20 protein-coding genes, 2 pseudogenes and 1 riboswitch are annotated in these 24,851 nt (G+C 70.5%); of the genes and pseudogenes, 10 read left to right on the forward strand and 12 right to left on the reverse strand.

Annotated features, from left to right (window positions below; all coding sequences use genetic code 11):
- A complete protein-coding gene (locus ACWGJY_RS10210) occupies positions 1–960 on the forward strand; it encodes an RNA polymerase sigma factor SigF (RefSeq protein ID WP_453260380.1) in 960 nt (319 codons plus the stop codon).
- Between the two features lie 156 nt (positions 961–1,116).
- Here ACWGJY_RS10210 and ACWGJY_RS10215 read toward each other — a convergent pair whose 3' ends face one another.
- Positions 1,117–1,578, reverse strand: a complete 462-nt coding sequence (locus ACWGJY_RS10215; protein ID WP_453260321.1) for a hypothetical protein — start codon at positions 1,576–1,578, stop codon at positions 1,117–1,119.
- Positions 1,579–1,673: 95 nt separating this feature from the next.
- Here ACWGJY_RS10215 and ACWGJY_RS10220 point away from each other — a divergent pair, with 95 nt between their 5' ends.
- Positions 1,674–2,657, forward strand: coding sequence for a diacylglycerol/lipid kinase family protein (locus ACWGJY_RS10220; RefSeq protein WP_453260322.1), 984 nt, complete (start codon positions 1,674–1,676; stop codon positions 2,655–2,657).
- 320 nt (positions 2,658–2,977) lie between these two features.
- The gene (locus tag ACWGJY_RS10225) at positions 2,978–3,235 is read left to right on the forward strand and encodes a WhiB family transcriptional regulator (RefSeq protein WP_003983230.1); all 258 of its coding nucleotides are present in this window, start codon (positions 2,978–2,980) and stop codon (positions 3,233–3,235) included.
- A gap of 188 nt (positions 3,236–3,423) precedes the next feature.
- Here the strand turns inward: ACWGJY_RS10225 and ACWGJY_RS10230 are convergent, their stop codons facing one another.
- Complete coding sequence (locus tag ACWGJY_RS10230) at positions 3,424–4,896, reverse strand: sensor histidine kinase (RefSeq protein ID WP_453260381.1); 1,473 nt, start codon at positions 4,894–4,896, stop codon at positions 3,424–3,426.
- Positions 4,897–5,234: 338 nt separating this feature from the next.
- Positions 5,235–5,438, reverse strand: a complete 204-nt coding sequence (locus tag ACWGJY_RS10235; protein WP_453260323.1) for a hypothetical protein — start codon at positions 5,436–5,438, stop codon at positions 5,235–5,237.
- 122 nt (positions 5,439–5,560) lie between these two features.
- Here ACWGJY_RS10235 and nagB point away from each other — a divergent pair, with 122 nt between their 5' ends.
- On the forward strand, positions 5,561–6,343 hold the full coding sequence (gene nagB, locus ACWGJY_RS10240; RefSeq protein WP_453260324.1) for a glucosamine-6-phosphate deaminase: 783 nt from the start codon (positions 5,561–5,563) through the stop codon (positions 6,341–6,343).
- A 265-nt stretch (positions 6,344–6,608) separates the two neighbouring features.
- Here the strand turns inward: nagB and ACWGJY_RS10245 are convergent, their stop codons facing one another.
- The 4 genes and pseudogenes from ACWGJY_RS10245 to ACWGJY_RS10260 form a co-directional block, all read right to left on the reverse strand.
- Positions 6,609–8,174 carry a glycoside hydrolase family 3 protein gene (locus ACWGJY_RS10245; protein ID WP_453260325.1) on the reverse strand — a complete coding sequence of 522 codons (1,566 nt, stop codon included), beginning with the start codon at positions 8,172–8,174 and terminating at the stop codon, positions 6,609–6,611.
- A gap of 8 nt (positions 8,175–8,182) precedes the next feature.
- A complete protein-coding gene (locus ACWGJY_RS10250; RefSeq protein ID WP_453260326.1) occupies positions 8,183–9,022 on the reverse strand; it encodes a carbohydrate ABC transporter permease in 840 nt (279 codons plus the stop codon).
- Positions 9,019–9,360: pseudogene (locus ACWGJY_RS10255) on the reverse strand (carbohydrate ABC transporter permease); the annotation flags it as partial. The gene ACWGJY_RS10250 and the pseudogene ACWGJY_RS10255, both read right to left, overlap by 4 nt.
- Positions 9,360–9,695: pseudogene (locus ACWGJY_RS10260) on the reverse strand (extracellular solute-binding protein); the annotation flags it as partial. The pseudogenes ACWGJY_RS10255 and ACWGJY_RS10260, both read right to left, overlap by 1 nt.
- 241 nt (positions 9,696–9,936) lie before the next feature.
- Here ACWGJY_RS10260 and ACWGJY_RS10265 point away from each other — a divergent pair.
- From ACWGJY_RS10265 to mctP, 3 genes are all read left to right on the forward strand, one after another.
- Positions 9,937–10,695, forward strand: coding sequence for a GntR family transcriptional regulator (locus ACWGJY_RS10265; RefSeq protein ID WP_453260382.1), 759 nt, complete (start codon positions 9,937–9,939; stop codon positions 10,693–10,695).
- Positions 10,696–10,955: 260 nt separating this feature from the next.
- On the forward strand, positions 10,956–11,216 hold the full coding sequence (locus ACWGJY_RS10270) for a DUF3311 domain-containing protein (protein WP_453260327.1): 261 nt from the start codon (positions 10,956–10,958) through the stop codon (positions 11,214–11,216).
- Positions 11,213–12,901 carry a monocarboxylate uptake permease MctP gene (gene mctP / locus ACWGJY_RS10275; protein WP_453260328.1) on the forward strand — a complete coding sequence of 563 codons (1,689 nt, stop codon included), beginning with the start codon at positions 11,213–11,215 and terminating at the stop codon, positions 12,899–12,901. The genes ACWGJY_RS10270 and mctP overlap by 4 nt, the downstream gene beginning before the upstream one ends.
- Positions 12,902–12,993: 92 nt before the next feature.
- On the opposite strand, the gene ACWGJY_RS10280 is transcribed toward mctP, so the two are convergent.
- Positions 12,994–13,581 carry a Uma2 family endonuclease gene (locus tag ACWGJY_RS10280; RefSeq protein ID WP_453260329.1) on the reverse strand — a complete coding sequence of 196 codons (588 nt, stop codon included), beginning with the start codon at positions 13,579–13,581 and terminating at the stop codon, positions 12,994–12,996.
- Positions 13,582–13,711: 130 nt separating this feature from the next.
- Positions 13,712–13,861, forward strand: a riboswitch (cobalamin riboswitch).
- A 161-nt stretch (positions 13,862–14,022) separates the two neighbouring features.
- Between ACWGJY_RS10280 and ACWGJY_RS10285 the strand changes: the two genes are divergently transcribed.
- The 3 genes from ACWGJY_RS10285 to ACWGJY_RS10295 all read left to right on the forward strand — a co-directional run bounded on the left by ACWGJY_RS10285 (position 14,023) and on the right by ACWGJY_RS10295 (position 19,690).
- Entirely contained in the window at positions 14,023–16,458 is a 2,436-nt protein-coding gene (locus ACWGJY_RS10285; RefSeq protein WP_453260330.1) for a ribonucleoside-diphosphate reductase subunit alpha, read from the forward strand.
- Complete coding sequence (locus tag ACWGJY_RS10290; protein WP_453260331.1) at positions 16,458–17,573, forward strand: ribonucleotide-diphosphate reductase subunit beta; 1,116 nt, start codon at positions 16,458–16,460, stop codon at positions 17,571–17,573. The genes ACWGJY_RS10285 and ACWGJY_RS10290 overlap by 1 nt, the downstream gene beginning before the upstream one ends.
- Positions 17,574–17,701: 128 nt before the next feature.
- Positions 17,702–19,690 carry a transglycosylase domain-containing protein gene (locus ACWGJY_RS10295; RefSeq protein WP_453260332.1) on the forward strand — a complete coding sequence of 663 codons (1,989 nt, stop codon included), beginning with the start codon at positions 17,702–17,704 and terminating at the stop codon, positions 19,688–19,690.
- 55 nt (positions 19,691–19,745) lie between these two features.
- On the opposite strand, the gene def is transcribed toward ACWGJY_RS10295, so the two are convergent.
- From def to ACWGJY_RS10315, 4 genes are all read right to left on the reverse strand, one after another.
- Positions 19,746–20,390, reverse strand: a complete 645-nt coding sequence (gene def, locus ACWGJY_RS10300) for a peptide deformylase (RefSeq protein WP_453260333.1) — start codon at positions 20,388–20,390, stop codon at positions 19,746–19,748.
- A 68-nt stretch (positions 20,391–20,458) separates the two neighbouring features.
- Positions 20,459–21,460 (reverse strand): tetratricopeptide repeat protein, encoded by a 1,002-nt coding sequence (locus tag ACWGJY_RS10305; RefSeq protein ID WP_453260334.1) that lies wholly within the window; start codon positions 21,458–21,460, stop codon positions 20,459–20,461.
- Between the two features lie 425 nt (positions 21,461–21,885).
- Positions 21,886–23,220 (reverse strand): HD-GYP domain-containing protein, encoded by a 1,335-nt coding sequence (locus tag ACWGJY_RS10310; protein WP_453260335.1) that lies wholly within the window; start codon positions 23,218–23,220, stop codon positions 21,886–21,888.
- The gene (locus ACWGJY_RS10315; RefSeq protein ID WP_453260336.1) at positions 23,217–24,668 is read right to left on the reverse strand and encodes an HD-GYP domain-containing protein; all 1,452 of its coding nucleotides are present in this window, start codon (positions 24,666–24,668) and stop codon (positions 23,217–23,219) included. Before ACWGJY_RS10315 ends, ACWGJY_RS10310 begins: the two co-directional genes overlap by 4 nt.
- Positions 24,669–24,851: the final 183 nt, after the last annotated feature.

A 24,851-nucleotide genomic window follows, 5' to 3' on the forward strand; every position in this document is an offset into this window, starting at 1 on the left:
ATGGCGTCCAGTGCGACCATCCCCGAGCAGCAGGCCCGGCCGCATCCGGTGGGTGCAGACGACCACGGCGGCCGGTTGGATGCGGCGGAGCAGGCAGAGCGGGCGGACCACATGGAGCAGAGCGAGCAGCCGGGGCAGCAGGCGCATCAGCACGATGCGCCTGCCCCCGAACACCAGCTGCACCACCACCAGCATTCCCACGAGCCGCATGACCGCAGCGGCGCGCGGGCGATGTTCTACGAGCTGCGCAAGCTGCCCGACGGCTCCCCCGAGCGCGCCGAACTGCGCAACGCCCTCGTCCGTATGCACCTCCCGCTCGTCGAGCATCTGGCCCGGCGCTTCCGCAACCGTGGGGAGCCGCTGGACGATCTGACCCAGGTCGCCACCATCGGTCTGATCAAGTCCGTGGACCGCTTCGACCCGGAGCGCGGCGTGGAGTTCTCCACGTACGCCACCCCCACCGTCGTCGGCGAGATCAAGCGGCACTTCCGCGACAAGGGCTGGGCGGTCCGCGTCCCGCGCCGACTCCAGGAGCTGCGGCTGTCGCTGACCACCGCGACCGCCGAGCTGTCCCAGCGGCACGGCCGGGCGCCCACGGTCCATGAGCTGGCCGAGCATCTGGCGATCTCCGAGGAAGAGGTCCTGGAGGGGCTGGAGTCCGCCAACGCCTACAGCACACTCTCCCTGGACGTCCCGGACACGGACGACGAGTCCCCGGCCGTCGCCGACACCCTCGGCGCGGAGGACGAGGCGCTGGAGGGCGTGGAGTACCGCGAGTCCCTCAAGCCGCTGCTGGAGGATCTCCCGCCGCGCGAGAAGAAGATCCTGCTGCTGCGCTTCTTCGGCAACATGACCCAGTCGCAGATCGCCCAGGAGGTCGGCATCTCCCAGATGCACGTCTCCCGGCTGCTGGCCCGCACCCTCGCCCAGCTGCGCGACAAGCTGCTCGTCGAGGAGTGAGTGACGGATGAACGGGGCGGGCGGGGCTCTCACGGGCTCCGCCCCTCGTGCGTGACGGCCCCGGCCCGTGCTGACGGTCCGGCCCGGTCCGTCACACCCGCCCGTCCGGACGGCCCGCTCCGCGGACGGTGGCCAGGACGGCGCTCGGCACAGCGGTCAGGGGGTCTCCCGCGGCCCGATGCCCAGCGCCTCGGTGGCCGTCGGATTGACCAGCAGGACGAGCACCACCAACGCGGCGACGGCCAGCCCGATACCCGCCGCGATCAGCGCACCACCGCCATTGACGAGCGTCCAGGCCACCGGCAGCGCCACGATCTGGGTGATCAGCGAGGGGCCCCGGCTCCAGCGGCGGCGCAGCCACAGCCCCCGCGCGGCCACCAACGGCAGCACCGCGAGCGCCAGGACGGTCAGCCCGCCCATCTCCGCCTGCTGCGGACTGTCCGGCGAACCGGCGAGCCCCATGATCAGCATGTAGCCGCCGAGAGCGGCGAGTGCGAGCCCTTCGACCGCGGTGAGCGCCGCTGCGGCGCCCAGCCGGGCGGGCCGCGGACCGGTCGGCTCGGGCGCGGTGGGGGCGCCGGCGGCTCGGGAAGCGGACTGTTTCTGCTGACTGCTCACCCCAGCAGGGTAGCGCCGGCACTCCGCCCGGCGGGGCCGCCCCGGAGCCGGACGGGACGCAAGGCCGGTACCAGCAGGTAGGTACGCTGCTCCATATGCGCGCACTTCTCGTGGTCAATCCCGCAGCAACCACCACCAGTGTCCGCACCCGTGAAGTACTCACCCACGCGCTCGCCAGCGACCTCAAGCTGGAGGTCGCGGAGACGCAGTACCGCGGACATGCCCGCGATCTTGCCCGGGAGGCCACCGAGGGCGGGCAGACCGACCTGGTGGTGGCGCTCGGCGGCGACGGCACGGTCAACGAGGTCGTCAACGGTCTGCTGGCGAACGGCCCCGATCCGGACTCGCATCCCCGGCTGGCCGTCGTCCCCGGTGGCTCCACCAATGTCTTCGCCCGTGCGCTCGGCCTCCCCAATGACGTCGTGGAGGCGACCGGCGCCCTGCTGGACGCGCTGCGCGACGGCAGCGAGCGCACGATCGGCCTGGGGCTGGCAGCGGGCACACCGGGCAGCGAGGACGACGGCGTACCGGAGCGGTGGTTCACCTTCTGCGCGGGCTTCGGTTTCGACGCCGGCGTCGTCGGCCGGGTCGAGCAGCAGCGCGAACGCGGCAAGCGTTCGACCCATGCCCTGTACGTGCGACAGGTCGTACGGCAGTTCCTGGGCGAGGTGAACCGCCGGCGGGGCGTCATCACCCTCGAACGCCCTGGCGGGGACGAGGGCCCGGCGGAGCGTGTCGAGGACCTCGCGCTGGCCATAATCTGCAACACCGCTCCGTGGTCCTACCTGGGCAATCGGCCGATCTACCCGTCTCCGGCCGCCTCGTTCGACAAGGCCCTGGATCTGTTCGCACTGAGCAAGCTCTCCCCTCCCGCAGTGACTCGGTACGCCACCCAGCTGCTGACGTCAACACCCCAGCGCGGCCCCCGGGGCAAGCACGCACTCTCACTTCATGACCTCACGAACTTCACCTTGCATTCGCAGGTTCCCCTGCCCTTCCAGATGGACGGTGACCATCTGGGACTGCGCACGAGTGTGACGTTCACAGGCGTTCGCCGTGCACTGCGTGTGATTGTGTGAGCAGTAGGGCCTAAAGTCCTTTCACTCGAACGTTTAGGCTGGTTTCCACCCCCTGGAATGACGGCTGTGAGCTAGGCGACACCAAGGAATCAAAAAAAAGTTTCCGGAAGGGGTTGTATCCGCCGCCGAGGTTTGCGAGTCTCTTCATGGCGATCGGGACGGCCGCTTTACCGGCCCCCTTGAGAGCCCGAATCCTCCTCCTCATTCCACAGGACCGCACCAGTTCACAACTGGAGTTCGGCCCTTCCCTTGTGGAGGGATTCGTGAAAGCGTTCACATTCACAAGCAACGATCCCGTCACACGAGGAGATGGAGCAGCCATGGACTGGCGTCACCGCGCCGTTTGCCGCGAGGAAGACCCCGAGCTCTTCTTCCCTATCGGCAACACCGGTCCTGCGCTGCTGCAGATCGAGGAAGCCAAGGCCGTCTGCCGCCGCTGCCCCGTCATGGAGCAGTGCCTGCAGTGGGCGCTCGAGTCCGGCCAGGACTCCGGCGTCTGGGGTGGTCTGAGCGAGGACGAGCGCCGCGCAATGAAGCGCCGTGCAGCTCGCAACCGGGCGCGCAACGCCAGCGCCTGAGCCAGCCTCCCCGTGGCCCCCGAGCCGCAGCGCGCAGTACCCCCGATGCACCCCCGGAGCTGACAGGCCCGGTCGTTATCGCATCGCAATAGCTTTGAGCCCCGGACCGGATGGGTCCGGGGCTTGCTGCTGTTCCGGGCCGGGCCGCGGGCGCCGTCCCGTTGGCCGGGCCGTCGGCCGGCCCGTTCTCAGTGCTGCTTCTCGGCGCGCACGGGCACATCGAGGACGACCTGCGTACCGTGCTCGGGCGCGGGCACCATGTCGAACTTTCCGCCCAACTCCCCTTCCACCAGGGTCCGTACGATCTGCAGCCCCAGGTTTCCGGCGCGATGGGGGTCGAATCCCTCGGGCAGGCCGCGGCCGTTGTCCTGGACGGTGACCAGCAGCCGGGGCTCGGTACGGCTGCCGCCGCGCACCGCGCCGACCTCGACCGTGCCGTGCTCCCCCTGGTCGAAGGCGTGCTCCAGGGCGTTCTGGAGCACCTCGGTGAGCACCATCGACAGCGGGGTGGCCACCTCGGCGTCCAGGATGCCGAAGCGTCCGGTGCGGCGGGTGGTCACCTTGCCCGGGGAGATCTCCGCGACCATGGCGAGCACCCGGTCCGCGATCTCGTCGAACTCGACCCGTTCATCGAGGGTCTGGGACAGCGTCTCGTGCACGATCGCGATCGAACCGACCCTGCGTACGGCCTCGTTGAGCGCCTCACGGCCCTGTGCGGAATCCATTCGGCGGGACTGCAGCCGCAGCAGCGCGGCAACCGTCTGCAAATTGTTCTTCACCCGGTGGTGGATTTCCCGGATGGTGGCGTCCTTGGTGATCAGTTCCCGTTCGCGACGTCGCAATTCGGTCACATCGCGCAGCAGGACCAGTGAACCGCTGTGTGTCCCCTTGGGTTTGAGTGGAATGGCGCGCAATTGGATGACGCCTTCGTCACCCTCGACCTCGAATTCCCTGGGGGCCCAGCCACTGGCGAGCTTGACCAGCGCCTCGTCCACCGGGCCGCGGGCGGGCGCCAGTTCGGCGGTGGTCCGGCCGAGGTGATGGCCCACGAGGTCGGCGGCGAGACCGAGCCGGTGGTAGGCGGAGAGCGCATTGGGGCTGGCGTACTGGACGACGCCGTCCGCGTCGAGCCGGATCAGTCCGTCGCCGGCGCGCGGCGAGGCATCCATGTCGACCTGCTGGCCGGGGAAGGGAAACGTTCCGGCGGCGATCATCTGGGCCAGGTCGGAAGCGCTCTGGAGGTAGGTGAGCTCCAGTCGGCTGGGGGTGCGTACGGTCAGCAGATTGGTGTTGCGGGCGATCACACCGAGCACCCGGCCCTCGCGGCGCACCGGGATGGACTCGACGCGTACCGGCACCTCCTCCCGCCACTCCGGGTCGCCCTCCCGCACGATGCGGCCCTCGTCCAGGGCGGAATCCAGCATCGGGCGGCGGCCGCGGGGGACGAGATGGCCGACCATGTCGTCCTGGTAGGAGGTGGGGCCCGTATTGGGCCGCATCTGGGCGACGGACACGTAGCGGGTGCCGTCGAGAGTGGGGACCCACAGCACGAGATCGGCGAAGGAGAGGTCGGAGAGCAGCTGCCACTCCGAGACCAGCAGATGGAGCCACTCGAGGTCGGTGTCGCTCAGAGCGGTGTGCTGGCGTACGAGATCGTTCATGGAGGGCACGTCTTGGAGCCTACCGGCGTACGGTGTAGGTGTTGTCTGCGCACGGGCATGGACAAGCAATAATGGTCTAGTCCACAATGCAGCAAAGGCCTCCGCTCTCCCCGCACAGGAGGGCGGAACGAGGCCGAAGGCGCTCTCTGCCCTGACTGCGCCGAGGCCTCCGATCGACCGGTCCCTGGACGGGACCGCACCCCTACCGCACACAGGGGTGCCTTCCGCCCGCAAGGCGGGACCGGCCGATGTCAGCTCCGGGCTGCGGTGCCGGACAGGTTGAGGGTCCTGTCCCGGCGCCGCGGCCCGCGGGTGTTTCCAGGGGCTTCCGGAGGCTTTCAACGGGCCTTCCCGCTCGACCTCTCCAGCCGCGCCTGCAACGCCGGCTCGGCGATCGCCGCCAGTTCCGTACGCTCCGCGCCGTCCCGCGCCTGCGGGGACATGCCCTGGATGACGGCACCGACGTAGGAGGCCGGCGCGCTTGCGTCCGTACGGGCGGCGGTCCGGGCGATATCCCCGCCGGGCCGGATCGCGGACGCCATCGATGTCGCCGACGACGGGAAAACGTGCCCCTGCGTTCGGAAGTGGCGCCGGATCCGGAGGCTCGCGCTCTGCTAGATTGGTCTATACCACATGGACCAATCTCCAGAACGGCAGGCCAAGCGTGGAAGTTGTCATCGTTCCGGACGCGACGGCAGGCGGCGAGCTGATCGCAGAGGCCATCGCCGCCCTGCTGCGCCGTAAGCCCGATGCACTGCTCGGTGTGGCCACCGGCTCTACCCCGTTGCCCGTTTACGAGGCGCTGGCGGCGCAGGTCCGGTCCGGCGCGGCGGACGCCTCACGAGCACGTATCTGCCAGCTCGACGAGTACGTCGGCCTGCCGTCCGGGCACCCCGAGTCCTACCGCTCAGTGGTCCTGCGCGAGGTGATCGAACCGCTCGGCCTCGGCGAGGACTCGTTCATGGGGCCCGACGGTTCCGCCGAGGACGTCCAAGCCGCCTGCGAGGCGTACGACCGTGCACTGCGTGAGGCCGGCGGTGTGGACCTCCAGCTGCTCGGCATCGGCACGGATGGCCACATCGGCTTCAACGAGCCCTGCTCGTCGCTGGCTTCGCGTACCCGTATCAAGACGCTGACCCGGCAGACCCGGGAGGACAACGCCCGGTTCTTCGACAGCCTCGACGAGGTGCCGCACCACGTCATCACCCAGGGCATCGGCACCATCCTGGAAGCCCGCCATCTGGTGCTGCTCGCCACCGGCGAGGGCAAGGCAGAAGCCGTGGCCCGTGCCGTCGAGGGCCCGGTCGCCGCGCTGGTCCCGGCGTCGGCGCTGCAGCTCCATCCGCATGCCACGGTCGTCGTGGACGAGGCCGCGGCCGCCGAACTGAAGCTCGCCGGCTACTTCCGCGCCACCTATGCCGCGAAGCCGGACTGGCAGGGCATCTAAGGCCGGTCATCAGCCAGGGCCTGCCGTCGCCCAGGGCCTGTCGTCACCCAGGGCCTCGTCACCCAGGGCCGGCCGTCAAAGTCCCTGGAGCGGTCTCCGGAGTCTCTCGGGCGGGCATCCGTCCGGGTCACGACAGGGCGTGGCCGGGATACGGCCGAGGCAGCCGGGATGCCGTCACGGCGCGGCCGGGGGTCCCGGGGCGTCCCGGGGTCAGGGTGGGGCGCCCCGGGTGGCGTCCCGTTGGTTCGTACGGGGCGCGGACTTCTCATCCTCCGTTCGTGGGTCCGCTTCCTGTGAGGGCTTCGGCGGCGGCCTGGCCGCAGACACGGGCGGCGCCATGGGTGGCGAGGTGGGGTGCGCCTCGGGGTGGGGACTGGGGAACGCCCATTTCGACGACCGCGGTGTCGGGGCGGGCGGCGAGGAGGGTGCGCAGCGCGTCGGCCATCCAGGGGTGACGGTGGGCATCGCGGACCACGGCAACGATGCGGCGCTCTCCGGCCGCTGTGAGCAGTCCGTCGATCAGCGCCGCGGGGCCGGCCGCCGCGGCGGACTCGGCGGTGCAGGTGACGGTCTCGGTGCCCGGGAGGAGCCGTGCCAGTTCGGCGGCGACTCCCCAGGGTGTCTCGTCCCCCACGGCGATGTTGGCAAGGGGGGTGAAGGCGGCGACGTATGCGGGCGCGGTCAGTGGCTCGTACGGGCCGTCGGCGGTGATGCGCAGGGCACGCCGGGCCGCGGTGAGGCCGATTCCGGGCGCGGGCACGGCCCCCTCGGGCACGGCCTCCTCCCCCGTGCCCGCACGACGGGTCCAGCGCGCCAGGGCACGCACCCGTGCCGCCGCGTCGGCGAGCCGTTCCTCCGGCAGTTCGCCGTCGCGCACCGCCCGCACCAACGCGTCACGCAACCGCAGCACGGTGTCCTCGTCCGCCAGTCCGCCGCCCACACAAATGGCGTCGGCGCCGGCCGCGATGGCCAGCACGCTGCCACGTGCGATCCCGTAGGTGGCGGAGATGGCCTGCATCTCCATCCCGTCGGTGACGATCAGTCCGTCGAAGCCGAGGCCGCCCTCGGTGGCGGGGGCACGCAGCAGACCGTGCAGTACGGCCGGGCTGAGCGTGGCGGGGCGGTCGCCGTCCAGAGCGGACAGCAGGATGTGTGCGCTCATCACGGCCCGGGTGCCGGCAGCGACGGCGGCGCGGAACGGCACCAGTTCCCGTTCCTGGAGGGTGGCCGGACCGGCGGCGATACGCGGCAGGTCGTGGTGGGAGTCGACGGCGGTGTCGCCGTGGCCGGGGAAGTGCTTGGTGCAGGCGGCGACGCCGGCGGACTGCAGGCCTTCGACGTAGGCGGCGGTGTGCCGGGCGACCAGCTGCGGATCGGCACCGAAGGAGCGGACGCCGATGACCGGGTTGGCGGGGTTGGAGTTGACGTCGGCGCAGGGCGCCCAGTTGAGGTTGATACCGCAGTCGGCCAGCCGGCGGCCGAGTTCACGGGCGACCTCGCGGGTCAGGGCGGTGTCGTCGACGGCGCCGAGCGCGTGGTTGCCGGGGAAGGAGGAGCCGCCGCGCACTTCGAGCCGGGTGACGTCGCCGCCTTCCTCGTCGATGGCGACGAGGATGTCCTCCCGTTCGGCGCGCAACTGCCCGGTCAGTGAACCGAGCTGGGCGGAATCGGCGACATTGCGGCCGAAGAGCCCGACCGAGGCCAGTCCCTCGCCGAGCCGGCGCAGCAGCCAGTCGGGGGCGGTGGTGCCGGTGAAGCCCGGCTGGAGGACGGCGAGCGCATCGCGGGTGAGGGTGTCGGCGGAACGTACGGAGCGTACGAGAGAGGTCATGGGCTGCGTTATCCCTTCACTGCGCCGGAGGTGAGACCGCCGACCGCCTTGCGTTGCAGGAACAGGAAGAGGACCAGGACCGGGACGGCGAAGATCGAGGCGGCAGCCATGGTGGCACCCCAGTCGTCCCCGAACTGGCTCTGGAACTGGGAGAGCCACAACGGCAGGGTGCCCCTGGCCGGTTCCTTGTTGAGGACCAGGACGAGCGGGAACTCGTTCCAGGCGGTGATGAAGCCGAAGAGAGAGGTGGCCATCAGACCGGGCGCCAGCAGCGGGAAGACCACCTTGAGAAAGGCCTGCCGGCGCGAGCAGCCGTCCACCATCGCGGACTCCTCCAGTTCCTTGGGCACCGCGGCGACATAGCCGCGGAGCGTCAGAAGGGTGAAGGGCAGCACCATCAGCATGTAGAAGCAGGTGAGCGGCACCAGGCTGTTGAGCAGATCCGCGTCCCGGACGATCAGGTAGATCGAGATCACCATGACCTCCCAGGGTGCCATCTGGGCGATCATGAAGGTCAGCAGGATGCCCTTGCGGCCCCTGAAGCGCATACGGGTCAGGGCGAATGCCCCGCAGAGCGCGATGACCAGTGACAGACCGACGGCGAGCACGGTCACCACGACCGAGTTCCCGGCCAGGATCCAGAAGTCCGGGGCGTTCACGGCCGTCGCGAAGTGCTCGACGGTGCCGTGGACGGGGAACCACACGGGGTCTTCGGTGACGATGTCCCGGGTCGGTTTGAACGCCGTGCTGAACATCCAGTAGACGGGGAACGCGAAGCCGAGGGCGAGCACGATCGCCGTGGCGTTGGGCCAGATGCGGCCAACGGTCGAGAAAGCGGCGCGCTTCACAGCTCGTCCTCCTCTTGCCGTTCCTGCCGGAGCGTCAGTCGCAGGTAGTACGTGGTCATCGCCAGCAGCACCACGATCGTCAGCAGCGAGATCGCCGCGCCCATGCCAAAGTGGAGGTTGCCCACGCCCTCGGTGAAGGCGTAGATCGGCAGTGTCTCGGTGAGCCGGTCGGGGCCGCCCTGGTTGATGGCGAAGATCTGCGGGAACGCCTTGAAGACCCAGATGATCTCCAGGAACGTCGTGGCCAGGAAGAACGGCTTGAGGAAGGGGAAGGTCACGGAGGTGAAGACCTTCCAGGTGCCGGCGCCGTCCATCCGGGCGGCTTCGTAGAGCTCCCGGCCAGGGCTCCCGCCTTGGCGTAGGCGGCGGTCTGGGTGTTGCCGATTTCGACGACGTCCGGCGGGGTGTCCTCGGACAGGGCGGTGCTCAGCTTCTGCTGAATGCCGTTCCACTGCTGGACCTTGAACTCGACGGTGGCGCCGGTCTTCTTCTTGAACTGCGCGGAGACCTGTTTGGTCCACTGCGCCGGATTCGAACCGCTCATCACCCAAACGGTCAGCTTCTGGCCCTTGAAGCCATCCGCGCCCGCTTTGCTGCCGCCGCCGGCCCCACAGGCGGCGACACCCACCAGCATTCCCGCGACCGCCGTCGCCGCTATGAGCCCACGCTTCATTGCGCTCTCCCCCCAAGGCCGGGTGTGGTCTTTAATGGTTTAGACCAGCGCCCGCAGCTTGGCCTAGACCTTTTGGGGTGTCAAGGGTGTATAAGAGTCACTCTCAGGTCCGTTACCGGACCGACATCTGGCGGGCCGGGACCTGCAAGGGAGCGCGGGGATCCCGCCCGTGCCACGATGTGAGCCGCTACGTACGGAGGAGCCGGTGACGGCAGCGCGACAGGAGTCGGAGAGGCGGGTCATGGAGACGGACGGGGGCAACGGTGCCGAGAGCGGCGGCACGCGGACCGCGCGGGTGCCCAAGTACTACCGCCTCAAGCGGCACTTGCTGGAGATCACCGAGACCCTGCCGCCCGGCACCCCGGTCCCGCCCGAGCGCACCCTCGCGGCGGAGTTCGACACCTCGCGCACGACGGTGCGTCAGGCGCTGCAGGAGCTGGTCGTCGAGGGCCGGCTGGAGCGCATCCAGGGCAAGGGCACCTTCGTCGCCAAGCCCAAAGTTTCCCAGGCCCTGCAACTGACGTCCTATACGGAGGACATGCGGGCCCAGGGCCTGGAGCCCGCCTCCCAACTGCTGGACATCGGCTATGTCACCGCCGACGACCGGCTCGCCGGCCTGCTGGACATCACCGCCGGCGGCCGGGTGCTGCGCATCGAGCGGCTGCGGCTGGCCAGCGGCGAGCCGATGGCCATCGAGATCACCCATCTGTCGGCGAAACGCTTCCCCGCGCTCCGCCGGAACCTGGTCAAATACACCTCCCTCTACACCGCGCTGGCCGAGGTCTACGACGTCCGCCTGGCGGAGGCCGAGGAGACCATCGAGACCTCGCTCGCCACTCCGCGCGAGGCGGGTCTGCTGGGCACGGACGTCGGCCTGCCGATGCTGATGCTCTCCCGGCACTCACTCGACGCACAGGGGCAGCCGGTGGAGTGGGTGCGCTCCGTCTACCGGGGCGACCGGTACAAGTTCGTCGCCAGACTGCGCCGCCCCACGGACTGACCCGCCGCCGCGAGGTCCGCCCCGGGATCCGCCCCGGGGCGTGTCGCGGGGCGTACCGCTGGGCGTGCCGCGTCCGTCGACGCCCCCCTTCCACCATTGCCGCCCCAACCGGGACAAAGCAGGTGACCGGTCGCGTGGCGGGGGGTCTCCCGGGCGGATTCTCCATACCGATATGCGGACAGCTAGTGACGCGCGCCACTGCCCTGCCATAGATTTTCAGCCGATTACACAGGAGACAGCCAGGGGACGGAGCCGCGGTCATGACACAGTCAGCCGAATCACCGGGTCGCAGACAAGTGGTCACACCCACCCGGGTGGTGACCGGGATCTGCCTGGTCGTTCCGTTCGTGGCGATGCTGTGGGTGAGTTCGTACGCCAGGGTCGAGCCGAAGCTCATCGGGATCCCGTTCTTCTACTGGTACCAGATGGCGTGGGTGCCGGTCTCGACCGTGCTCACCATGGTCGCGTACAAGCTCGTGCAGCGTGAGCAGCGCGCCCGCAAGGGGGGTGCGGCACAGTGACTCTCACCACGACAGCGACGAGCACCACCGCGGCCCTCGCCGCTTCCCCGGCCAAGGGCGTCAACGGCGTGGCCCTCGCCGTCTTCGTCTTCTTCTTCCTGGCCGTGACGGTCATGGGCTTCCTGGCCGCCCGCTGGCGCAAGGCCGAGCAGTCCGCCAACCTCGACGAATGGGGGCTGGGCGGCCGCAGCTTCGGCACCTGGGTGACCTGGTTCCTGCTGGGCGGTGACCTCTACACCGCGTACACCTTCGTGGCCGTCCCGGCGGCGATCTACGCGGCGGGGGCGTCCGGCTTCTTCGCCGTGCCGTACACGATCCTGGTCTACCCCCTCATCTTCACCTTCCTTCCCCGCCTGTGGTCGGTCTCGCACAAGCACGGCTACGTCACCACCTCCGACTTCGTCCGCGGCCGGTTCGACTCCAAGGGGCTGTCGCTGGCCGTGGCGCTCACCGGCATCCTCGCCACGATGCCGTACATCGCCCTCCAACTGGTCGGTATCCAGGCCGTCCTGGACGTGATGGGCATCGGCGGCGGCGAGCACACCAACTGGTTCGTCAAGGACCTGCCGCTGCTGATCGCGTTCGCCGTGCTGGCCGCGTACACCTACTCCTCGGGTCTGCGGGCGCCGGCGCTGATCGCGTTCGTCAAGGACGGGCTGATCTATCTCGTCATCGCCGTGGCGATCATCTACATCCCGATCAAGCTGGGCGGCTTCGACGCGATCTTCCACTCGGCCGGCAAGGCGCTCGCCCAGCCCGGCCCCGTCCCCGGCAAGCCGCGCGGCGAGCTGGTCAGCGGCCCCCACGCCCAATGGGCGTATGCGACCTTGGCGCTCGGCTCGGCGCTGGCGCTGTTCATGTACCCGCACTCGATCACCGCGACGCTGTCCTCGCGCAGCCGCAATGTGATCCGCCGCAACACCACCATCCTGCCGCTCTACTCCTTCATGCTGGGCCTGCTGGCGCTGCTCGGCTTCATGGCGGTCAAGGCCGGCACGGACATCCAGGGCAACCCTCAGCTGGCCATCCCGCAGCTGTTCGAGGACATGTTCCCGAGCTGGTTCGCCGGCGTGGCGTTCGCCGCGATCGGCATCGGCGCGCTGGTGCCCGCGGCCATCATGTCGATCGCCGCGGCCAACCTCTTCACCCGCAACGTCTACAAGGACTTCCTCAAGCAGGACGCCACGCCCGAGCAGGAGCACAAGGTCGCCAAGCTGGTCTCGCTGCTGGTGAAGGTCGGCGCGCTGATCTTCGTCCTCACCATGGACAAGACCGTCGCGATCAACTTCCAGCTGCTGGGCGGGATCTGGATCCTGCAGACCATGCCGTCCCTGGTCGGCGGCCTGTTCACCCGCTGGTTCCACCGCTGGGCGCTGCTCGGCGGCTGGGCGGTCGGCATGCTCTACGGCACACTCGCGGCCTACGGCGTCGCCAGTCCGACGCAGGCCCACTTCGGCGGCTCCAGCAAGGAGATCCCGGGCATCGGTGAGATCGGCTACATCGGTCTGACCGCCTTCGTCCTGAACGTCGTGGTGGCGGTCGTCCTGACCGTCGTCCTGAAGGCCGTGGGAGCCCCCGAGGGCACCGACCGGACCAGCCCCGGCGACTACACGGCGGACGCCGGCGACAAGGGCGTCTCCGTCGAACTGCCGCCGGCGACGGCGGGAGCACCGGCCGGGCACTGAGCCCTCGGCTGAGACACGGTGACGGGCCGTCGCGTCCTTGGGGCGCGGCGGCCCGTCGCCGTTTCAGACCCCGGGCCGGGAACCGCTGCGGTTCAGTTCACCCAGTCCTTCAGTGGACCGGTTTCGAGGGTGATGCCCACCGGATCCGGCAGGTGGAGCGTCTTGCCGAACGGCACGGTGTGGACGGTCTCGTAGCGGCCGTCATCGGGTTCGCTGTAGACCACCACCTGGCAGGCTTGGCGGTCGATCAGCAGGTAGAGCGGGATGCCGGTCTCCGCGTAGGCGCGGGGTCTTTCCACGCGGTCGCGCTGGTCGGTGTCCGAGTCGTGCGAGGTGACCTCGACGACCATCAGCACCGGGTCGGGATCTGCCCATTCGCCCTGGCCCACGAAGGCGTCACAAGGCACGAGCGAGGCATCCGGACGCAGGCGGCCCTTTCGGTAGGACTCAGCCTTCAGGCCCTGGTTGGGGTCGAGGAAGAGCTCCGGCCTGTGCTGCATGCAGAGGCGAAGCAACCACTGGATGATCCGCCCGTGATCCCCGTCCGGCATGGGCTTGCTCCTGACCTTCCCGTCGATGAGTTCCAACCGCGCGCCTTCTTCCAGGCGGGCGAGTATCCGGGCGGCCTCTTCGAAATGCTCGGTCTCCATGATGTGCGGCCGGTCGGCGAGCGCGGTCATGAGGCCTTCTCCTTCTTTCATCGGACGGAGCAAAGACGTAAGACCGACCATAGCCGAGGCCACTGACAGGCACTGTGTGATCACTCACGACACACTAGATGTGGTGGTGCAAGTGAAGGGGTGCCCCCACATGTATGCTCGTCCTCGCTGTCGCCGCAGGGGAATCCGGTGGGAATCCGGAACTGTCCCGCAACGGTGTAGGAGCGGGCCCGGCCGGCCGGACAACGGCCCCGGCACGCGCCCGTGAAGTCCGAGGACCTGCCGACAGTACGCCCGCACCGCCATGGGTGCGGACGTCGATACGTCCGGGCCCCGAGGGTTGGGCCGGTGGACGCCGCGCGGTGTGCCCGCGCACCCCTGACGTTCACGGGGTGCCGCATGCCCGCGTGCGCCCGTCGCGTCCCTCCCCTCCGGCCCCCGCCGAGTGAGGGAGAGCATCACGTGACCATCGCGCCAACGGAGCCCGCGTCAGACGCCGAGGTCGTGCCGCCCGCGGTGGCCACGCCTTCCGGCCCCGCCGACGGCGGGCCGGGTGAGGACGGTCCCGGTGTCGCCCTGCTGCGCACCCTGACCGGGCTGACCGAGGACCTGACCGCGACCGACCCCGGCAAGGTGGCCGCCGCCGCCCTGCGCGGCCGGCACGCGGGCTCCGACGCGGCCGAGTTGCGGTCGCTGGCCATCGATGCCGCGGCCGGCCTGATCGGTGACGAACCGCAGTACTCCAAGCTCGCCGCGCGCCTGCTCACCCGCGCCATCGCGGAGGAAGCAGCCGGACAGGGAGCGGTCGCCTTCTCCGCGTCCGTCGAGACCGGCCATCGCGAGGGCCTGATCGCCGACGGGACCGCGGAGTTCGTGCGGACGCACGCGGCCCGCCTGGACGCGCTGGTCGAGCGGGCCCTGGCCGACGGCGCCGACGACCGCTTCGGCTACTTCGGGCTGCGCACCCTGCACTCGCGCTACCTCCTGCGACACCCCACCACCCGTCAGGTCATCGAGACCCCCCAGCACTTCCTGCTGCGGGTGGCCTGCGGCCTCGCCGAGGACCACAGCGACCGCGCCCTGGACGACGTTGCCGAGCTCTACCGCCTCACCAGCTCGCTGTCCTACCTCCCGTCGTCCCCCACCCTCTTCAACTCCGGCACCCGCCACCCGCAGATGTCCTCCTGCTATCTGCTGGACTCCCCGCTGGACGAGCTGGACTCGATCTACGACCGCTACCACCAGGTCGCGCGGCTCTCGAAGCACGCCGGCGGCATCGGCCTGTCGTACTCCCGTATCCGCGCCCGCGGTTCGCTGATCCGCGGCACCAACGGGCACTCCAACGGCATCGTGCCGTTCCTGCGCACCCTGGACGCCTCGGTCGCGGCCGTGAACCAGGGCGGCCGGCGCAAGGGCGCCGCCTGTGTCTACCTGGAGACCTGGCACGCGGACATCGAGGAGTTCCTGGAGCTGCGCGACAACACCGGCGAGGAGGCCCGCCGGACGCACAACCTGAACATCGCGCACTGGATCCCGGACGAGTTCATGCGCCGGGTGGAGGCGGACGCCGACTGGTCGCTGTTCTCGCCCTCGGACGCCCCCGAACTGGTGGACCTGTGGGGCGACGCGTTCGACGCCGCGTACCGCAAGGCCGAGGCCGAGGGCCGGGCGCTCAAGCAGATCCCGGCCCGGGTGCTGTACTCCCGCATGATGCGCACCCTGGCGCAGACCGGCAACGGCTGGATGACGTTCAAGGACGCCGCCAACCGCACCGCCAACCAGACCGCCGAGACCGGCAACGTCGTGCACTCCTCCAACCTGTGCACCGAGATCCTGGAGGTGACGGACGACGGGGAGACCGCGGTCTGCAACCTGGGGTCGGTCAACCTCGCCGCGCACCTCGGCGACAACGGTGAGATGGACTGGGAGCGGCTGGACGCCACGGTCCGCACCGCCGTCACCTTCCTCGACCGCGTCGTGGACATCAACTTCTACCCGACCGAGCAGGCCGGGGCCTCCAACTCCCGCTGGCGCCCGGTCGGTCTGGGCCTGATGGGCCTGCAGGACGTCTTCTTCCGGCTGCGGCTGCCCTTCGACTCGCCCGAGGCGCAGGAGCTGTCCACCCGGATCTCCGAGCGGATCATGCTCGCCGCGTACGAGGCGTCCGCCGACCTTGCCGAACGGCACGGCCCGCACGCGGCGTGGTCCGCGACCCGCACCGCCCGCGGGGTGCTGCACCCGGACCACTACCCGAACGCCGAGCCCCGCTGGGCCGACCGCTGGGCGGCGCTGCGCAGCCGGATCGCCCTGACCGGGATGCGCAACTCCCTGCTGCTGGCGATCGCGCCGACCGCGACCATCGCCTCCATCGCCGGCGTGTACGAGTGCATCGAGCCGCAGGTCTCCAACCTCTTCAAGCGCGAGACGCTCTCCGGCGAGTTCCTCCAGGTCAACGCCTATCTGATCGAGGAGCTCAAGGCGCTGGGGCTGTGGGACGCGCGGACCCGTGACGCGCTGCGCGAGGCCAACGGCTCGGTGCAGGACGTCGGCTGGATCCCCGAGGAGATCCGGGCGCTGTACCGCACCGCCTGGGAGATCCCGCAGCGCGCCCTGATCGACATGGCCGCGGCCCGTACGCCCTACCTCGACCAGAGCCAGTCGCTGAACCTCTTCATGGCCTCGCCGACCATCGGCAAGCTCAGCTCGATGTACGCCTACGCCTGGAAGCGCGGCATCAAGACGACGTACTACCTGCGTTCGCGTCCGGCGACCCGGATCGCCCAGTCGGCGCGCGGCACCGCGGCCGCCGCCCCCGCCCCCGTACCGCAGCAGGCCACCGACCCCGAGGCCGTCGCCTGCTCCCTGGAAAACCCCGAGTCCTGCGAGGCCTGCCAGTAATGCCCAGCCCGTCACCCGACCACCGCCCCTCAACGACGACGCCACGCGCCGGCGGCCCCACCGCACCTGAGAAGAACGCCTCCGCGGCCGCCGCGCACACCGCCACCACCGGCACCAAGAACCTCCTGGACCCGGGCTTCGAGCTGACGCTGCGCCCCATGCGGTACCCGGACTTCTACGACCGCTACCGCGACGCGATCAAGAACACCTGGACCGTGGAGGAGGTCGACCTCCACTCCGACGTCGCCGACCTCGCCAAGCTCTCGCCGGGCGAGCAGCACATGATCGGCCGGCTGGTGGCGTTCTTCGCCACCGGTGACTCGATCGTCGCCAACAACCTGGTGCTGACGCTCTACAAGCACATCAACTCCCCCGAGGCGCGGCTGTACCTGAGCCGTCAGCTCTTCGAGGAGGCCGTGCACGTCCAGTTCTATCTGACGCTGCTGGACACCTACCTCCCCGACCCGGAGGACCGTGCCGCCGCCTTCGCGGCCGTGGAGAACATCCCGTCCATCCGGGAGAAGGCCGAGTTCTGCTTCAAGTGGATGGACTCGGTCGAGAGCATCGACCGCCTGGAGTCCAGGGCCGACCGGCGCCGCTTCCTGCTCAACCTCATCTGCTTCGCGGCCTGCATCGAGGGGCTGTTCTTCTACGGCGCCTTCGCTTACGTGTACTGGTTCCGCTCGCGGGGCCTGCTGCACGGGCTGGCCACCGGCACCAACTGGGTCTTCCGCGACGAGTCCATGCACATGGAGTTCGCGTTCTCGGTGGTGGACACGGTCCGCGAGGAGGAGCCCGACCTCTTCGACGACACGCTGGAGCAGCAGGTCATCGAGATGCTCAAGGAGGCCGTCGAGGCGGAGCTGCAGTTCGGCCGCGACCTGTGCGGTGACGGCCTGCCGGGCATGAACACCGCGTCGATGCGCGAGTACCTCCAGTGCGTCGCCGACCAGCGGCTGCAGCGGCTGGGCTTCGCGCCGGTCTACGGCTCGGAGAACCCGTTCTCCTTCATGGAGCTGCAGAACGTCCAGGAGCTGACCAACTTCTTCGAGCGCCGGGCGTCCGCCTACCAGGTCGCCGTAGAGGGCTCGGTCTCCTTCGACGACGACTTCTAGGACCTTCCAGGACCTTCCAGGAGCTTCCAGGACCTCCCGCGGCGACCTCCTTCGGCCCGGCCACCTGCCATTGTGAGCGTTCCGTTACCTCGGCAACCGGAATCAGGCCCACCGCGGTCTTCCCGGGCATGAAGGGCACTAAGGGCACGAAGGAGCGTCGCCGGTTCATCGACTATCCGCGGCAGGGACGGGCGGGGCCGCGCCGCTGGCTGCCGTCATGGCGCCAGTGGCTCGGCACCCTCGCGCTCGGCCTCATCGGCCTGGCCGGGCTGTTCGCCGTGGTCTACGCAAAGATCGATGTTCCGAACGAGAATGCACTGGCCCGCCAGGAGGCCAGCGTCTATTACTGGGCGGACGGCAGCCAGATGGTGAGCGTGGGCGCCGTCAACCGACAGAACGTCACCCTCGACAAGGTGCCCGACTCCGTCGAGAATTCCGTGATCGCGGCGGAGAACGCCACCTTCTACAGCGACGCCGGTGTCTCCCTCCAGGGCATCGGCCGCGCCCTGGTCAACATGGTCTCCGGTGAGGAGACCCAGGGCGGTTCCACCATCACCCAGCAGTATGTGAAGAACACCTATCTCTCGCAGGACCAGACGGTCACCCGCAAGGTGAAGGAATTCATCATCTCGCTGAAGGTGAGCAACCAGAAGTCCAAGCAGGACATTCTGCGCGGCTATCTCAACACCAGCTGGTTCGGTCGCGGTTCGTACGGTATCCAGGCCGCCGCCCACATCTATTACGGCATTGATGCCAAGGATCTGGATCCCAGCCAGGGCGCCGTACTGGCGGCCTTATTGAAGGGCTCGGAGCAGTACGACCCGGGGCTGAGCAAGGCCAATCACGAACGGGCCGTGCAACGCTGGAAGTGGATACTCGACCGACAGGTCGCCACCGGCAGGATGAGCGAGGCCGAGCGGGCGAAGTACCGCACCTTCCCCGAGCCCCGGGGGCTGTCGAAACCCACCAGTCAGGCCGGCCAGACCGGCTATCTCGTCGATGTCGCCAACAAGTTCGTCAAGGCCGGCACCGGGCTGACCGACAAGGACCTGGCACGCGGCGGCTATCACATTCACACCACCTTCGACAAACAGCGCACCCGCCGGCTGGAAAAGGCCGTGACGGACGTCCGCCGGGAGAACCTCGATCCGACGCAGCGCGCGGCCGACAATCATGTGGAGTTCGGCGCGGCCTCCGTACGCCCCAAGGACGGGGCGATCGTCGCGCTCTACGGCGGATCGGACGCCACCCGGCACTTCAACAACAATGCGGACACCTCGGCGGTTCCGGCCGGCTCCGCCTTCAAGCCGTTCGTCCTGGCGGCCGCACTCCAGCAGCAGGGCGCCGGATCCGTGAAACCCACCGCCAAGCCCGTGGGCGGCGCTGTGCAGCCCATGGACGGGAAGAACGGGTTCGGGGATCTGCGCGAGGCGCTGGTGAAGGCCCAGAGCCCGCCGTTCGTGCAGGCCGGGAAGCAGATCGGGCTGAAGCAGATCCAGGATCTCGCGGTGGCATCGGGGCTGCGCAAGGAGAGCATGGCGCGCCTGGAGCAGACCTTCCCGCTGGGCACCTCCGCGCCCAGCGCGATCCGGATGGCGAGCGCCTACACCACCTTCACCAACGGCGGGCTGCACACCGAGCCGTACGCGGTGTCCGCGATGACCCACGACGGCAAGAACGTACCCGGCTTCCACCGCCGCGGGCCCGAGCAGATCCTCGACGCCGGGGTCGCCCAGCAGGTGTCGAGCGCCCTGGAGGGGGTCGGCCGGCGCACCCTGGGGAAGTCGGACGGTGCACTCGCCAAGCGGCCGGTTGCGGCCGGTAGCACGGAGCCGGGCGACCGGATGAAGTCGGCGTGGTTCATCGGCAGCCCGCCGCCCGCCGGCCAGGACTTCGGTCCCGGACCCTCCGCCGCCCCGGAGAGCGGGAACGGTGTCCGCCCCGGCCGTGCGTCCGGCGCCGGGGACGGCAACGAGCCGACCACCGCCGTCACCATGTTCCGCAACAAGCCGGGAGCACCCGACCTGCTGCCGATGCAGGGGGTCGGTGGTCCGGGCACCGGGCTGGGGACGACGATCCCGCCGAAGATCTGGCGCGCCTACCAGCAGGCGTCGTGAGCCGAAGCCTGCCTTCCGGGCGCCCGGCCGCCGGCCGGGCGCCCGCCCGCTCGCCTCAGTCGTTGGCGACGACGGGGTAGCGCGGCTCCAGCTCGGCCATCTGCTTCAGCGCGTCCTTGCGGTCCCGCTTGCTGAGCCGGTCGATGTAGAGGTAGCCGTAGAGGTGATCGGTCTCGTGCTGCAGACAGCGCGCGAAGAAGCCGGTGCCCTCGACCGCGATCGGCTCGCCCTCGGCGTTCCGGCCGCGGACCACGGCGTAGTCGGGGCGGGCCAGCGAGGCATAGGCGCCGGGCACGGACAGACAGCCCTCGTTGGAATCGTCCAGAATGCGGCGCTCGGCCGGCAGCTCGTCCAGCACCGGGTTGCAGATCGCGCCGACGTGCCGGACGCCCTGGTCGTCCGGGCAGTCGTAGACGAAGACCTTCAGGTCCACACCGATCTGGTTCGCGGCCAGGCCCACACCCTCGGCGGTGCGCTGGCTGGCGAACATGTCGTCGATGAGCTGGGCGAGCCGGTCGTCGAACTCCGTGACGTCCTTGCACTCCTTGTGGAGCACGGGGTTGCCCACGACCGTGATCGGCCGCGAGGTGCCGCGCTCGCGGTGGGCGGTCTCCCGCTCCTCCGCGTCCGTGACGTCGTCACTGAATGCTTCGTCCACGCGCTGGTCACCGTCTTGATCAAACACAGGCTGCTGGGCCATCTTCGCCGTACGCCTTCCTGAAAACCCTGAGTAGTCGCCCTACAGCCTACGGGGGCGCGTCCGGGCTCTCAGCAGACCTCTTCAAGATCCCGCCATTCCCGGGTGTCCGGGCTGTCCGCGACCCAGCCGTCCAGCAGGCCGCGCACCAGGGCGGCAGGGGCGGCGATGCCGCACTCGCGCTCCGGCACCCACAGCGAGCCCGAGCCCGCGGTGCGGTGTCCCAGCGGTCCGGGGTGGCCCGGCTCGCTGTGGTCGTGCGGGTCCAGATGCTCGCCGTCGCCCTCGTCGCTGGGCATCCGGCTCTCCGAGCACGTACGGCACAGCAGCCGCACGGAGGACGACCAGTCCTCGGCGGCGAAGCCCGCATCGGCCGCCAGCCGCTCCAGGGCATCCCGGTCGGCCTCCGTGGCGGCCTCCAGGAGCACCACCCAGGTGGGGACCGGAGAGGGCGCCCACAGCTCGATCTCGTCGAAGACCGGATACGCCCTGGTGGCACCGTCGGGGCCGGCGGTGGTGGTCCGCTCACCGTGCGGGACGCCGTCGTGCAGCACCACCTCGCCCCAGCGTCGTCCGGAGGACGGCAGCGGGATCGACAGCACCTCGATACGGGCCGGGTCCAGCCGGCGGCCCCAGACCACCTCGGCCTCGCCCTCCGGGGAGAGCCGGACGGCGGCGCTGCCCAGGGCCATACCGAGCGGTTCGCCGGACGGTGAACCCTCGCCGGGGACCTTGAGGCCGTAGGCCTGCCAGGAACGACGGGCCAGCGGCCAGTCCTGCAGGGCGGTGGCGGCGATACCGACGTTCCACCAGTCGGGCGCCCCGCTCTCGCGGTCCAGCAGCGCGACCGCGCGCAGACCGGCGGCCCTGGCCTGCTCCCAGTCGTGCCGGAACTTGTGCAGCAAGGCGAGGTTGAACCAGGACTCCGAAAGCCATGGCTCCATGTCCGCGGCACGGGTCAGCAGTGCCCCCGCGTCCTCGTAACGGCCGTCGCCGATCAGCGTGAAAGCGCGGTCGGTCGCCTGCCGCCACGAGGCGGAGGGCCGGTGCCGTACCTTGCCGAAGATCCTCACGATTCCCGCCTGCTGGTTGCTCTTGATGCCACTGAGGAGGGTCCCGAGCAGCGTCCGGGGCCATCTGAGGGGCCCACTCGACAACCTGCCACAGATTGCCGTGGGGCTCAGCCTGGTTTGCTGGTCCCCCTGCGGCTCCTTGCCCTTCGCCGACCCCCTGAATCCCCTGAAAGGGGCTTCCTTCGCATCCAACCATGCCCATCTCGAAGGGCGCTCATTACCCATGGGTTCCAGGACGTCGGGCGCTCGGTGAACGCCCGACGGCAAGGAGGCGGGGCGGGAGCGGGCGGACGGCGCCCGGAGGCCGCCGGCGAGCGGCCACGGACCGCTTCCGGCCGCTGCGGGCATACGCCTCCGGAGGGGTGCCGGGCACGCCGGGCGCCCGGGTACGGGCCCGTCCCGCGCGGCCCGGACAGTCGGGCATCTCACACCGCCCGGCCGCCGCACGCCAGGACCCGGGCCAGCGCCTCGACGACCCGGGATTCGTGGTCCTGCGCGGTGGCCAGCCGCAGCCGCTCCAGGGCGCGGAGTGAGCCGCCCGGTCCCGCGGATTCCCCGGACAGGTCGTCGTAGGCGTTGACGGTACGGACGATACGCGCCGTGACCGGCTGGTCCCGGTACGGATCGGCCTGCCGCTCGACGATCATCGCGACCTGCGCGGGGACCCCGGTCTGCCGGACCACGGCGCCGCCCAGCAGCGCGATCCGGCGCTGTTCGGCGGGCGGCAGCGGCGAGGTGGCGCCGTCCGGCACCGGGTCCAGGAGGGAGAGCTGGCCGATGTCGTGCATCAGGGCGGCGTGTTCGAGAACGTCCAGGTCCGGTTCGTTCAGCCCCAGTTCGCGGCCCACGGCACGGCTGAGCGCGGCCACCCGGCGGGCGTGGCCGTGCGGGGTGTAGCCGGCGATCTCGGTGGAGCGGGCCAGCGAGGCGATGGTCTGGCGGTAGGTGGTGCGCACGGCCGCGAACCGGCGGAAGGCGAACTGGGTCAGCAGCAGCGGCAGCGCGCAGACCGGCAGCGCCCACAGCCCGACGACCGCGGTGGCCAGCGAGATCACCACACCGGTGGCACAGATCGCCGAGCCGATGCCGGGCAGCGCCCGCAACTCGTCACGCAGCAGCGGCCCGTACGGCCAGCCGGTGCGGGCACGGGCGAGCGCGGCCGCCAGCACCGCATCGCACAGCGCGGTCAGCGCCATCAGCCCGGTCATGAAGAGCGGGTAGACGGGACCGAAGGCCACCCAGGTGCGCAAGGTCCCGGTGTTGTAGAGGGGTTGGAAGCAGGTCGCGGCGAAGCCGACGGTCAGCAGCCGGCGGGCGAGATGGTCGAGCGCCGGTCCCCGGCCGGCGGCGATCCGCGGGACGAGCCCGATCAGACCGGCCGCCAGGACCACCGCGACGGTCTGCGGTACGCCATGGCTCGTCGGCCGTCCGCCGGCCTCACCGAGCAGGGCGTACGCGAGGGCGCCGGCCGCACCGAGCGGGGCGCCCTCCCGTTCTCCCGGCGCCCGCCCGCCCCCGGCCGTCGGCGCCGGCCCCCGGCCCATCAGCTCGCCCACCGCGACGAGCACCCCGAAGGCCAGCGCGATCCCGGGCTCGGAAAGGCCCACCCAGAGCGTGTGGCCGAGCGCCCAGCACGCCAGCACGCCGGCCGGGACGTAGACCGCGGCGATCACGGCGTGTCCCCGGGTGGCCGGCGCCCCGGCCCGGCCGGCCCGGCCGTCCGCCGTCCGGCTCCCGGGCTCCTGGGGGGCGCGGCTCACCGCGCACCGTCCCGCCCGGCCCCTTCGGGCCGCAACTCGGGCCGCGGCACCGGGCGCTGCCCCCCGGCCCCCGGCGGCACGCCGGACCCCTGCGGTATGCCGGCGCCCGGCTCCTCCCGGACCGCGCCGGTCTCCGCGTCCGCCGCCGTCACCAGGTCCGGATGCCAGCCGTGGCGGTCGAGCGACGCCGCCAGCGCCCGGACCATCCGCGGGTCGAACTGCGCCCCGGCGCACTTCCGCAGCTCCTCCACGGCCGCCGGCACCGGTCTGGCACGGCGGTAGGAGCGGGTCGAGGTCATCGCGTCGAAGGCGTCCGCGACCGCCACCACCCGGGCGCACTCCGGGATGTGATGACCCCTCAGGCCGTAGGGGTAGCCGCGGCCGTCCAGCCGCTCGTGGTGGTGCAGGATCGCCGCCCGCGCCTCCTCCAGGAAGCCGATACCGCGCACGATCTCGTGTCCGTACTCGGGATGCAGCTCGATGACCCGGCGCTCCTCGGGCGTCAGCGGTCCCTCCTTGCGCAACAGCCGGGTGGGGACGCCGAGTTTGCCGACGTCGTGCAGGATGCCGGCGAACCGCAGCACCTCCACCCGGTCCTCCGCCATGCCCAGCTCCCGGGCGATCATCACCGAGGCGCGACCGACCCGTTCGCTGTGCCCACGGGTGTAGCGGTCCTTGATGTCCACGGCCTGGACGAGGGCCCGGATGGTGGCCTGATGGGCGGCTCGTTCCCGGTGGTACTGGGCGAACACCCAGCAGGACAGGCACATCGGCAGCAGCACCAGCAATGCCGCCGGCGGCCCGTACGAGCTGCGCCACAGGACCGCCATCATCAGCCCGGCCAGACCGTGCACCAGATGCGGCCCCAGCGAACGGGTCAGCGCGCCGCGCCAGGCGGTGCGCGGCGGATGCCGCTCGGCGGCGACCAGCACACCGCCGTCGAGCACCACGAGCACCGCGCAGAAGGTGAGTGCGCCGGCCGCGGCCGGCAGCAGCAGGACGGGGAACTGCGGTGCGGACAGCGGATGGTGGCCGACGGCCCGGAAGACCTGGGCGGCCGCGCCACAGGCAAGCGCCAGCTCGGCGGCGTGCCAGAGCCTGCGGGCGGCGGCCGAGCGCGCCTCGGCCGGTCCGGTCAGCGCGCCGGGGACGGCGGCCAGCGCGGCCAGCGGCGGCGGCAGCAGAAAGACCCCGGCGAGCAGAACGGGGCTGGCCCAGCCGGCCACGGAGCCCCCGGACGCGCCGGCAAAACCCGTGCCGTACGGCACCCGGCCGCCCAGCAGCGGGCAGCGGTGCAGCTGTTCGCACAGTGCGTACAGGGTGGCCAGGGCCAGCGTGCTGCTCCAGGGGGCGTCGGCACCGAGTCGTATCGCCGGGGCGGCACACAGCGCCGCGGCCAGCGCGGCGCCGCCGATATACCCCCGCGCGGCCGCCGGAAGTCCCCGCATCGCGCCCTCCTCACCGTACCCACCGCTCTCCCCCGCGCTCTTGGGGAGCGGAGGGGCCCTGGTGCCCTGCATCCGCAGTGCGCCGGGGTCCGGTGAGAATAAAGGGGCTGGGGCGCCGGGGAAGGTGCATCAGCGGATCGGGCGGGACGAATCGTCCCACCCCTCACCCCTTAGGGTGATGCG

This window comes from Streptomyces sp. NPDC054765, assembly GCF_053612065.1.